We start from the raw sequence: 12,403 nt of genomic DNA, 5'->3' as shown, positions 1-12,403 counted from the left end.
TTTTTACTTCTGCTTCATCATAATTCCTTTGCCATTTTTATGGGATGTTTGGTTTCACCCTCTTTTAATTCGCCAACAGTCTCATTCTATTCGCCCAATACTTTTAAAACATCCTCTAAGCTAACTTTGAAAAAATGCGTCGTTTTTGCCAGAGAATACCCTGTAAGGCTTTCGGTATCGTTCTAAATTGTCCGAAGTATTGATTCCCATAACCACTGACAAAGAAATTAGTTTATGCTGGAAGCAGAAAAAGATTAAGAAATTTTAAATTCTGCTCATAGTGTACTCATGCAATGCATTGTTAATCGCCGCGCCCAGTTTGCAGCAAGTCATCGTTATTGGTTGCCAGAACTGAGTGAAGCCGAGAATATTGAGAAATTTGGTGCTGGTTCTAGATTTCCAGGACACGGGCATAACTATGTCTTATTTATCTCCCTAGCCGGGGAATTGGATGAATATGGTATGGTGCTGAACTTGTCTGATGTGAAACAGGTAATTAAACGGGAAGTTACCAGTCAATTGGACTTCTCTTATCTCAATGATGTGTGGGCAGAATTTCAACAAACTCTGCCTACCACTGAGAATATTGCACGGATTATCTGGCAGCGGCTAGCACCTCATTTGCCTCTAGTCCGCGTGCAGTTATTTGAACATCCTGAACTTTGGGCAGATTATATGGGAAACGCAATGGAAGCCTACCTCAACATCAGTACTCACTTTAGCGCCGCCCATCGGCTAGCTCATCCTAAACTCAGTAACGAAGAAAACACGCTTGTTTATGGTAAGTGCGCTCGTCCCAACGGTCACGGACACAACTACCATCTAGAAGTCACTGTCAAAGGAAAAATTGACCCGCGTACTGGCATGATTATTGATTTAGGTGCCCTGAATCAAGTGGTAGAAGATTATGTGTTAGAGCCATTCGATCACACATTTTTAAACAAAGATATTCCCTACTTTGCCGAAGTTGTGCCCACTGCTGAAAATATCGCACTTTACATTAGTAATTTACTGCGATCGCCTATTGAGGAATTGGGAGCTAAACTTTACAAGGTAAAACTGATTGAAAGTCCTAATAACTCCTGCGAAATCTACTGTACGGAATCAGAATCGGATTCAGTCAACGCATCCGCGAATCAGCCAGTACTAGCACAAGTTTAGCTAATTGCAAATTAGGCATAGGACATAGGGAATTTAGATCGTCCCCATGCCCATGCCCAGCTAAAAAAGTTTACTTACTAAGCAATTAAAACCAGGTAGCAAAGGACTTGTCAGTTCATCTTGATTGAATAAAGTAGCTGCTAACTTTAATGCAGCCTGTTCGCGTCGATAAATCTCAACTTTCTTTTGTACAGAATCGCAAATCCAATATTCTTGAACCCCTTGCACCGAGTACAGCTTTAGCTTTGTTTCCTTGTCGCGTTTTTCGTTTTTTTCGGCGGGTGATAAAACTTCTATTACTAACTCTGGTGCGCCGTGAGATGTCCAGCCTCATCTAACAAGTGTTTTAACCGTTCATGACTTGCCTATACCACATCAGGGATCGCATTGTCAGAATCTGAAAAAATAATTCCAGGTGCGATGTCTACGACGGGCTACGCCTACGCAGCTTTACCTAGACCAGTTTCATCAGACCAAATCTTTAGAACTGTAGCAATATTGACGCAGCTCGTCTGATGATCCCAGTTAGGCGCTTTAGTCACAAATAGTTCTCCATCAATAATCTCATAGCGATTTCTGCGTTCACGAAGTGTCTCGGAACGAGAATCGCCAGCAAATAGCTCTAGGTCAGCAGTCGTCCAACGCACTGGAGTTGTTTATATAGAAACCCCCTAGCCTTTTCCTAAATCATATTTTAAAAATACCGACGACGGGCGGAATGTCGCAAATAGCGATAAATGCCCCACGCTAAAACTCCAAAAAAGAGATTTAGTAAAAAACGACTAAATATAAACCACAATATATAAGTGTCAAAAAGCTTTGACGGACTCAAAGGACTAACAGTCCTGACTAAGAGAAACAGCCCAAAAATAGCATTTCCACCCAGCACAAGGGCAAACAGCACTAAACTCCTCTGCCAGTAACGGCGCTGGATTGTACGATCTGAAATTAGGGTAATTACAGGTTTACCTTGCACTTTTCGCAGTAATTGTTCCAGCCGCCAAAACATCCACAACAGAAACGGAAATAAACCATAACTCAGGAAACGTAGGGGTAATGAGTAACCCCAAGCACTAGATAGGACATTCACTAGGGCATGACAGATTACAGAATTTAGCCAAGCCCTAAAAATAAACTTTTTGTCTCGATTTAAGCGATTTTTAGAAGAAATATAGATTCCTAATGCATATCCCCAAGGTGCAGAGAACATCGCATGGACTGGCGTGCCGATAGTACGTTCAAAAACTGATGCTGTACCGTGGAAAAAGTAAATCCAGTTCTCTTCAGCAGTGAATCCAAGGGAAACAGCGATCGCGAAGAGGAAAACCGTAGAGTGAAGTAATCGATACTTGCGTTGCAGATAGTAAGTTGGGATAATAACCGCAGCCAACTTGCAGCCTTCTTCAATTGGGCCTATTTCCACAAGCTGCCGCAAGGCTGTACCAAGAAGCGTAGACGCGAAGCGGCTTGTCGCCAGACATCGCTTAATCTGATGGCAGCCTACAAAAGAGTTCGCTACATTTTCAAAATCCCATTCCAGTCTAAGGGCTAAAAAACCAGATATTGCCCCAATGATAAAGAACATCAGTAACTTTAACAGAGGTGGGGCAAATGGTATCCGACAGTAATAGTAGCCTAGCAACAGTAAGGGTGGTATTGCTGCCCACAACAGTAGAGATAAATCAACCACTCACCTGAGCAATTACTGTACGGTGACGGTGGGTATTGTTGGTGATAGTGGGAGTCTGGAAACCCGCTTCAACAATAGCTTGCTCGATGTCCAAAGCAAAATATTCATCTAAATACGGTTCAGTACTTTTGAGCAAAGTCAAAATGTAGGCTGGCATTTTCTTGTAAACTTCAGATTTGGGATTCATATCCATGATGGCCAAGTAGCCACCCGGACGCAACACGCGCCGCATTTCAGCTAAAATCTGTCGGGTTGCTGATTGGGGTAATTCGTGGCACATCAGGAAAATGGAAACTAAATCAAACGAGGCATCAGGTAGCCCGGTAGATTCAGCTTGGGCATGAAGCCAGTTAATTTTAGCTTGACGTTGCCCAGCGCGGTAATTGGCAACGGCTAAAAAGTAGGGAGATAAGTCTAAGCCTGTAATTTTGGTATGAGGATAAATTTCTTGTAGGGTAAAACTACTCAAGCCCACACTACATCCTACATCCAAGATGTCTTGCGGCTCATTAGGAATTTGACTCTTCAGGATATTGTGGTAACTTTGGCGCAGCATCGGATCGCCTTTCGCTTCTTCAGCGCCCTGCCAAATCTTAGCGTGGACAGCGTAAGCAGCAGGTTCTACCTCAAAAGCGGCTTGCCAACTGAGATTTCCGGTTTCGTAAGCATGGAATGAGGTGACGTAGTAATCGGGGTAGGAAAGCTGAGGATTTTGTACTTGAGCGAGATCGTCCTTCCAATCACGCGCTTGTAGTGTTTCGACTTCTTGCGTCCAAGGCACACCAATTCTCTCGGCACGTTTAATCATCATTTGTCTAGCTTGATGCTTGGCTAGGTTAGCTAAAGGCTGAATTGCCAGTATGCCATTTACCAAGCGGGAAGCTAAACCAGGATTAGTGTTTACAGCAGCAGTCATAAATCAGTTTGCATTTAACAGCCTTTTCTACTTATGACATAGTTGCTGGACGGCAGTCTAGAAATGAATTGAATTGTATAACGGCAGTCCGCCTCCTTTGGCTTGCCCCATGCAACAAATATTATAGAAGGTTGACATTTGCAGAGTAGCAAAGTTCTGAGAAGATTTGAATGATGCTGGGTTACATTTTATATTTATCAGAGAATTTTATTGAAGACTGGTAAAATTTTCATACTTAGCAATATTTGTCTCAACAAGAATGGCAAAAAACTGAGTGTCATTTATAAACAAAAGTACAGTAAGTTCAGCTTATTGGAGTCAAATATGGCCAGAGCAAGAAGAAGAGCAAGTGGCTTTTTAAAAGATTTTCAAGAATTTGCCCTTAAAGGCAATGTAGTTGACTTGGCGATCGCTGTGATCGTTGGTGGTGCTTTTGGCAAGATTATCACTTCCTTTGTTGAAGATGTAATCATGCCATTGATTAATCCCTTGGTTAGTTTTGCTGGCAAAGACTGGAGAACAATCGCCATTGGCCCGGGAATCAAGATTGGTCACTTTCTTGGCGCAATAGTTGACTTTGTAATCATTGCCTTAGTTTTATTTGTCGCAATTCGAGCCTTACAAAAATTTAAGAGACAAGAAGAAGTAGCCGATGAACCCTTGCCAGATCCTAACCTTGTAGCCCAAGAAAGATTGACTGGCGCCTTAGATAGGCTGAACCAAAACTTGGAATCTCGGAATAATCAAGTTTTGTGAGTAGGGAGGGGAGATGAAGGATAAATCAATTAAAAATTAAAAATTAAAAATTTTACCTTTACAGGGAAGCAAGCTACGCGCAGCGTCTCGTAGAGAATAAAAAGGCTGAGGGAGATGTAGGTTTAACTTCCCGTAGGGTGGGAGATGAGGAAGTGAGGGAGAAATATTCAATCCCCATACCCCATACTCCATGCCCAATGCCCTACTTTGTACTAGGCTTAAGAGCTAACAACATCTCTAATTCACTGGTGGATTTATCAGGGCTAATAGCGGTAAAACCAACACCGCGAATGGAATTCAAAATGGTGATGGTATCGGCGTTAGATGATACAAAACTATTGATCAGGGGCACAGTTTTAGTTTTATCCATATCGAGGTAGAAATAGCCGCCGTTGGGCTTTTGCAAAGAACCAGTCACGGCTTTGAAAGCGTCGCTAGTGTCGAGAGATGGATTTTTGCGATCGCTAACTGCGTCAGCAATGGGGCCACCAATAGCTACAAATACAGTATCTCGATCTAGCCAACCATGTGCCAATAAAGCTCCTTGTTGGGGAATTTGCCATTCAGTTACGTCTTTACCACCGATATTTCTGTTGGCGACGTTGATTTTTTGGGTTTTGGCAAGGGTATCCAATTTTGTCAAGGTGGCTTCGGCAGTTTTGCGATCGCTAGTATCAAATACTAAAGCACCTCCAAAACCAACACTCGCTAATACTCCTTGATTTGATGGAATCGCACCAAAGGCGAATTCTCCATTCATCCAGCCAAAAATATCTTTATCTAAGTCTAGATTGGCGAATTTCAGTTGTCCTCGCGCTTGTTCCAGAGCTTGCTTCATTTCTGGATAATCTTTTGACTGCTCTACCAGCACTTCCCAACCACGGCTGATGCCATTTCCGCTAATCAGAGCAAAGGTATCAGCAGGAAATTGCCCGACTATATTCCCAGGACTTGATTGATACTGAAATTTATTTAATTGCGGATCTAAATTAGCGATCGCTTTTACCCTCACTCCCGCATCATCAACACCAACACCTGCTACCACAGATTTTATCTGCTTCAGTTGCGTCAGGGTTTGTGGTGGTAACTGCTTTGCCTGCGGATTTCCAGCGGTTAATTGCTGTATCATCCCGGCATAGTCTGGTACGTAAATTTGGGCGAGGCTGTTTTTAACATCCACTCCTTTAAGAATGCTACTAGCACCTTCTTTGCTGGCAAAAGAAGACTGTCCCTTAAAGGTGTCAATTGCTTTTTCTACAGCTTGCTTTTCAGGGGCTAATACCAACTGACTATCATTTAAAACTACGCTATACGTCGGCTTGCCATTTTGTGTAGTTTCGACAATTTTTTGACCTTGATAGTCAGATTCCTGTAATTTTACTCCTTTTTGTGACTTCAATTTGTTAGCAAAATTCAAGGCGCTGAGTTTGTCCTTGATTCCCACCACTATCAGGATATTTGATTCCTGCTGTAAATTTGTTGGTACATTAGATGCCCCAGAGGGTACGTTTAACTGTGCTGGTTTTACAGGGTTTGGTGGCAATACAGCAATCATCACACCACCAGCCCAAGGCTTTATGTCTTTTTCATAAGAAATGTTACTGTCACTGAACATTTGCTTATTAAAATCTTCCAGACCTTTTGCTACTAACTTTTGTGCTTCTGGAGTGCCAAACTGCTTTAATTTTGCCCAGGCTTCAGAGTCATTAGTAATATAAGTTGCCATCAGTGCTGTTGAAGGCACTACTTTAGCATTGCCTAGAGCGTCTGAACTACCTCCTGGTGAGCCTTTAAAGTACGTGTAAGCCGCTATACTTCCTGCGACAACGACGGCAGCACCAACGGCAGGAATGAGAAATTTTGATTTACTTTCAGGCATTTTGTTATCCTCTTTTGCTCAGATTGTCACCGAGATTTATACAAGTGTCACTGTAGAGTTTTCGGATTTATAATAATTTCCGCTAATCCATCGCTAGACTAACCCATGACAAAAGGATTCAGCAGCACGCTCATTGACAAGCTGCACATCTACCTCCTACTTGCAGAAAATTATTGCTTTTGACATCCATTATTAATTGGATATTAATCATAAAGATTCTCACTTAAATCTCATGTCTCAATCAGCAAACATCCAACTTAAAAGTGATTGTTTACTACAAATGGGTTTTTGCAAATTAAATACATAGCAATCCTATCTGATTTGTAAAAATTGCAAGGGTAAGATTCCCGACAACTCTTATGAAGTTGAGAATCTCATTGTTTACGAATGATTTTAGATTGCTATAGCACTTGGATCTCGCAGTCCATCTATGCAGCAAACAAGCTAGCGATGTCTACGACGGTCACTGAGCGCAGCCGTACCACTTCGTGCAAGCAAGCTACGCGCAGCGTCTCTACGCCTACGCCGATTTGTTAAAGAAGTGAAGAGGATTTGACAAGTGCAACGTCAATCTACAAGCATTACCTCGGAGCGACTTTTACAGGCACTCGCCAGTATGGGAGTTTTTACGGAGACAGAAATTTGTTATTGTACTCTCACCCAACTGGTATCCTACATTTAGTTTCAACTCCAGTTGGTATTTACTGATAAAATTAGTAATCCTACAAATTAGCGGTCTAAAATTACTCTCAAAAATACTTCAACCAGATGAGGAGCGAATCTGCAAATGATATGCTGTTCATTTTAAACAAAATAGCGTGTTCAGGAGCAAGCTATCCTAAAGTTATAAAAATAATTAGGAGTATTTGTACTTAATGAGAATCTATCGAGGTGCAAGAGACTCTTGACTCAATGCCAAAAAAGTGCAGAACATCAGCAAAAGTAAATGCAGCAGGTATATGGAAAAAATCCCAGGATCGGTAGCCGATCTTCGGAAGTTCGGATGAGATTAATTTCAATCCCCCAATCCCAAAGGAGAGTTCTCACCTCCATAATGCCCTGTTGATTTGGTAAATACATCAAACACCGCTATTTTACTTAACTACATCCAACCAAGCCAGACTTTTCAGGATTACAAGGTCAGTAAGCATCAATGTCGCAGTCTTATTTTGATACAGATAATAACGGACACAAACCTTTTGAGTTACCGGGAGCAAGACCACACTACAACCCCGATCGCCCCGGACAGGTAGAGCATATTTTTCTCGATCTCAGCTTGGATATTCCCAAGCAAAGCTATCAGGGCAGTTGTAGCATTCGCCTCTTGCCAATCCGTAATGGTATTGATCGTTTGACTTTGGATGCTGTCAACCTAAATATCGAGTCTGTGCAGGTGGACGAAGTGCCACAAAATTTTGACTATGACGGCGAACAGCTTTCCATCCAACTTTCTCAGGCAACCCAGATTGGTAAACGCTTGCTGATTGCGATCGCCTACTCAGTGGCAAAACCGCAACGCGGTATTTATTTTATTCAACCAGATAAGCACTACCCAAACAAGCCTACTCAAGTTTGGACTCAAGGCGAAGACGAAGACTCTCGCTTTTGGTTCCCCTGCTTTGACTATCCAGGACAACTATCTACTTCGGAAATTCGCGTCCGCGTTCCTAACCCTCTTGTAGCAATTTCCAATGGCGAATTAATTGACACCACAGAAGATGGTGATTACAAAGTCTATCATTGGTTACAGCAACAAGTTCATCCTACCTACTTGATGACTTTAGCAGTAGGTGATTTTGCTGAAATTCGAGATGAGTGGAACGGTAAAGCTGTCACCTACTATGTAGAAAAGGGACGGGAGGAAGATGCTAAACGCAGCATGGACAAAACTCCCAGAATGATCGAATTTTTGAGCCAAAAGTATGGTTATCCATACCCTTTTCCGAAATACGCCCAAGTTTGCGTCGATGACTTCATCTTTGGCGGCATGGAAAACACCTCCACAACACTGTTAACAGACAGATGTTTGCTGGATGAACGCGCTGCCTTAGATAACCGCAACACTGAAAGTTTAGTTGTCCACGAACTCGCGCACCAGTGGTTTGGTGATTTGGTGGTGATTAAGCATTGGTCTCATGCTTGGATTAAAGAAGGGATGGCTTCTTACTCTGAGGTGATGTGGACAGAACAGGAATATAGTCTAGAAGAAGCAGCTTACTATCGTTTATTGGAAGCTCGTCGTTACTTAAGTGAAGATAGCAGTCGTTATCGCCGTCCAATGGTAACGCACGTTTACCGAGAAGCTATTGAACTTTACGATCGCCACATCTACGAAAAAGGATCTTGTGTCTATCACATGATTCGGGCCCAATTGGGAGATGAGTTGTTTTGGCAGGCAATTCAAACATTTGTCCGAGATAATGCCCACAAAACTGTAGAAACAGTAGACTTACTCAGGGCGATTGAAAAGGCAACCGGACGCAATCTTTTGTTCCTGTTTGACCAATACGTTTATCGTGGTGGTCATCCCGATTTTAAAGTAGCTTGCTCTTGGGATGGAGATGCTAATTTAGCAAAAATTACAGTCACTCAAACCCAAGCTGATGAAGGTAAAAATGGCACTAAGGATTTGTTTGATTTAAAAATACCTATTGGTTTTGGCTATACGCAACAAGAAGAAGTGAGAAGTAACGGAAAACTCAGCACTTCATTCTCAGCACTCAAAACTTTCACCGTCCGCGTGAATGAACGCGAACAAAGCTTCTACTTTCCCCTAGAAAATAAGCCCCAATTTATTAGCTTTGATGTTGGAAATAATTACCTAAAAACAGTAACTTTAGAATATCCAATTGCGGAGTTAAAAGCACAGTTAGAATTCGATCCCGACCCGATTTCGCGTAGTTATGCAGCAGCAGCTTTGGCGAAAAAAGGTGGGTTAGAAGCAATCATTGCACTGTCTGCATCGCTAAAAAATGACCCGTTGTGGGGTGTGCGTGTGGAAGTGGCGAAACAACTAGCCCAAATCAATTTAGATCAAGCCTTTGATGGCTTAGTTCCTGGGTTAAAAGATAAAAATGCTTATGTGCGACGAGCTGTAGTGGAAGCACTGACTCAATTCAAAACTGCTGAAAGCTATAAAGTTGTCAGAGGGTTAGTGCAAAAAGGCGATCCCAGCTACTACGTGGAAGCAGCAGCTTCTCGTGTAATCGGGGCGATCGCCTCATCAAACTTGGAAGAAAAACCCAAGGAAGACAAGGTATTAAAGCTGCTGAAATCCGTTTTAGAAGAAAAGGCGGGTTGGAATGAAGTTGTGCGGAGTGGTGCGATCGCCGGTTTAGCTGAATTCAAAACCTCAGAAGCAGCTTTAAATCTGCTGCTAGAATACACCAAACTCGGTGTGCCACAACCCCTACGTTTAGCCACAATTCGCGCTTTAGGAAAGATTTCTGTAGGTCAAAGTCCGGTTAATTTGGAACGGATTTTAGAAAAATTAACAGAACTAGCCAAAGAAAGCTTCTTTTTAACGCAAGTCTCGGTAGCAGCAGCATTAGGACAAATGGAAACACCTAAAGCAGTGGGAATTTTGCGATCGCTAGCTGAACAAACAGCTGATGGGCGTGTACGTCGCTCTGCTGAAGAAGAAATTTCCAAGGTGCAAAAGAACATTGGTTCAGAAAAAACCCTACGTCAACTGCGTGAAGATTTCGACCAACTCAAACAACAAAATCAGGAATTGAGAAGCCGTTTAGAAAACTTGGAGGCTAAATCTAAATAGCATTACATGATAATTAAAAGTCGGTAATTGGTAATTGTGGCAAAGCTATTAACAATTACCAAGGTTTTAGTTGATACTGTAATTTTATTGTGGACACATAAAATATTTTATTTTCCACTTAAATCACAGGTATAAATAAACATAGTACCAAGATCCCCGACTTCTAACATAAGTCGGGGATCTTTATGTTGTAAGCAGTTACTGAGTTTCAATTTGCATATATAGATACATATTTATATTTATATAAATTAAAGTTAAGAAAAGATAAAATCATCTAAAAGTTGGATAAGTAGTTGTAGTTTTATAAAGTATAATTAAGAAAAAGATAAACAAATCTAGGCAGTAACAGATGCTAAAATCGCCTCGAACGCTATCCCAAAGGGTAGAGTTCTAGTTGTTTTAGATAAAAAACTACCGCCATCCTGAACTTGCAACTAACTTGTGGGTTAGGAGAAAAACAATCATTGTAAATTTTTCAGTTGAAGAGGCAAAAAAAGGCGTGGGTCAGTATCAACCTGCTCAACTAAAACTCTATAATCCAGATGCGATCGCTCGCTACTATAGTTACCGTCCTTGGCTAGCCTGGGGACGAGTGCTGAGAATTATCTCCTCCTTTGCAGGATTTATATTCAGTCTGAAGTGGGACGAGTGGCAAGATAAAGTTGAGCAAAACAAGGGTAAACGAGCTATCCAGTTGCGAGAACTGCTCACCCGCCTCGGCCCGACTTTTATTAAAGTTGGTCAAGCCCTCTCCACCAGGCCCGACCTGATACGCAAAGATTTCTTAGAAGAACTGATAAAGTTACAAGACCAGTTACCACCTTTCGATAATGCGATCGCTTACCAGATTATCGAAAGTGAACTAGGCCGTCCAATTCACGAAAGTTTTAGCGAACTGTCACCTCACCCAGTCGCAGCTGCTAGCTTGGGTCAAGTGTACCGGGGTCGTTTGATTAGCGGCGAAGAAGTCGCCGTGAAGGTGCAACGCCCCAACTTACACCCGGTAATTACACGCGACCTATATCTAATGCGTTGGGCAGCAGGTTGGCTAGCTCCTTGGTTGCCTTTAAATCTCGGTCACGACCTCACTTTAATTGTGGACGAGTTTGGCACGAAGTTATTTGAGGAAATTGACTATATTAATGAAGGCCGCAACGCCGAGAAATTTGCTAGCAACTTCCACAATGACCCACAAGTAAAAGTTCCAGGCATTTATTGGCGTTATACCAATACCCACGTTTTAACCCTGGAGTGGATTGACGGTTTCAAGCTGACGGATACTCAACGCATCCGCGAAGCAGGTGTAGACCCAGAAGCAATCATCCAAATTGGTGTAACATCGGGATTGCAACAGCTTTTAGAATATGGCTTCTTCCATGCTGACCCTCATCCCGGCAATTTGTTTGCTGTACCAGATGGTCGTATGGCTTATATTGACTTCGGTATGATGGATCAGTTGGAAGAAAGCACCAAAGAAACACTGGTAGATGCGCTAGTGCATTTGGTGAATAAAGACTATACCGACTTAGCCGAAGACTTTGTAAAATTAGGGTTTCTGACTCCAGATACGAATATTTGCCCGATAGTGCCAGCATTAGAAGCAGTGCTAGGAAACGCTATTGGTAAAAATGTCAAGGATTTTAACTTCAAAACTATTACCGATGAATTTTCGGAACTGATGTATGAATATCCTTTCCGAGTTCCGGCAAAGTTTGCTTTGATTATTCGTTCTCTAGTTACCCAAGAAGGTATTGCCCTTAGCCTCAACCCCGATTTCAAAATTGTTGAAGTGGGTTATCCCTATATAGCGCGGCGGTTGCTGACAGGAGAATCGCCGGAATTACGGCGACGATTATTGAATGTGTTGTTCAAAGATGGTAAATTTCAGTGGCAGCGGTTAGAGAATTTGATTGCGATCGCTCGTAGTGATAACAACTTTGATGTATTGCCCACAGCGCAGATGGGGTTCCAATACTTAATGTCGGAAGAAGGCAAGTTTCTTCGGCGACAGTTGGTGCTTGCTCTCACCGAAGATGACCGCCTGCACACAGAAGATGTCCAACGCCTGTGGAACCTAGTTAAAGATGACTTAAAACCGGATCGTTTATTAAATGTAGCGATCGGGATTTTAACAGAGTTATCCAGAGAAGGGGCAGCCGCTATCTTGCCAAAAGCGACATTACTTGGGTCTTTTGCTGAGAACCAGTCAACAAATAAAAAGTAAAA

7 protein-coding genes and 1 pseudogene are annotated in these 12,403 nt (G+C 42.2%); 4 read left to right on the top strand and 4 right to left on the bottom strand.

The window, feature by feature from the left end:
- Positions 1-288 precede the first annotated feature (288 nt).
- Positions 289-1,161, top strand: coding sequence for a 6-carboxytetrahydropterin synthase (locus tag V7K84_RS10160; protein WP_334837778.1), 873 nt, complete (start codon positions 289-291; stop codon positions 1,159-1,161).
- A 60-nt stretch (positions 1,162-1,221) separates the two neighbouring features.
- Here V7K84_RS10160 and V7K84_RS10155 read toward each other — a convergent pair.
- From V7K84_RS10155 to V7K84_RS10145, 3 genes and pseudogenes are all read right to left on the bottom strand, one after another.
- A pseudogene (locus tag V7K84_RS10155) lies at positions 1,222-1,808 on the bottom strand (Uma2 family endonuclease).
- A gap of 47 nt (positions 1,809-1,855) precedes the next feature.
- Positions 1,856-2,851, bottom strand: coding sequence for a PrsW family intramembrane metalloprotease (locus V7K84_RS10150; protein WP_334837776.1), 996 nt, complete (start codon positions 2,849-2,851; stop codon positions 1,856-1,858).
- Positions 2,844-3,767 carry a class I SAM-dependent methyltransferase gene (locus V7K84_RS10145; RefSeq protein WP_334837774.1) on the bottom strand — a complete coding sequence of 308 codons (924 nt, stop codon included), beginning with the start codon at positions 3,765-3,767 and terminating at the stop codon, positions 2,844-2,846. Before V7K84_RS10145 ends, V7K84_RS10150 begins: the two co-directional genes overlap by 8 nt.
- A 324-nt stretch (positions 3,768-4,091) precedes the next feature.
- Here V7K84_RS10145 and mscL point away from each other — a divergent pair, with 324 nt between their 5' ends.
- On the top strand, positions 4,092-4,523 hold the full coding sequence (mscL, locus tag V7K84_RS10140) for a large conductance mechanosensitive channel protein MscL (protein ID WP_334837772.1): 432 nt from the start codon (positions 4,092-4,094) through the stop codon (positions 4,521-4,523).
- A 202-nt stretch (positions 4,524-4,725) separates the two neighbouring features.
- Here the strand turns inward: mscL and V7K84_RS10135 are convergent, their stop codons facing one another.
- Complete coding sequence (locus V7K84_RS10135; RefSeq protein WP_334837771.1) at positions 4,726-6,402, bottom strand: DUF3352 domain-containing protein; 1,677 nt, start codon at positions 6,400-6,402, stop codon at positions 4,726-4,728.
- Positions 6,403-7,555: 1,153 nt separating this feature from the next.
- On the opposite strand from V7K84_RS10135, the gene V7K84_RS10130 reads away from it, so the two are divergent.
- Positions 7,556-10,177, top strand: a complete 2,622-nt coding sequence (locus V7K84_RS10130; protein WP_334837769.1) for a M1 family metallopeptidase — start codon at positions 7,556-7,558, stop codon at positions 10,175-10,177.
- Between the two features lie 499 nt (positions 10,178-10,676).
- Positions 10,677-12,401, top strand: a complete 1,725-nt coding sequence (locus V7K84_RS10125; RefSeq protein WP_334837767.1) for an ABC1 kinase family protein — start codon at positions 10,677-10,679, stop codon at positions 12,399-12,401.
- Positions 12,402-12,403 lie beyond the last annotated feature (2 nt).

The sequence above is a fragment of the Nostoc sp. genome (assembly GCF_036917315.1).
Classification (GTDB): Bacteria; Cyanobacteriota; Cyanobacteriia; order Cyanobacteriales; family Nostocaceae; genus Nostoc.
The sequence above is the reverse complement of the archived record's forward strand: the minus strand, read 5'-3'. Positions and strand labels throughout refer to the sequence as shown.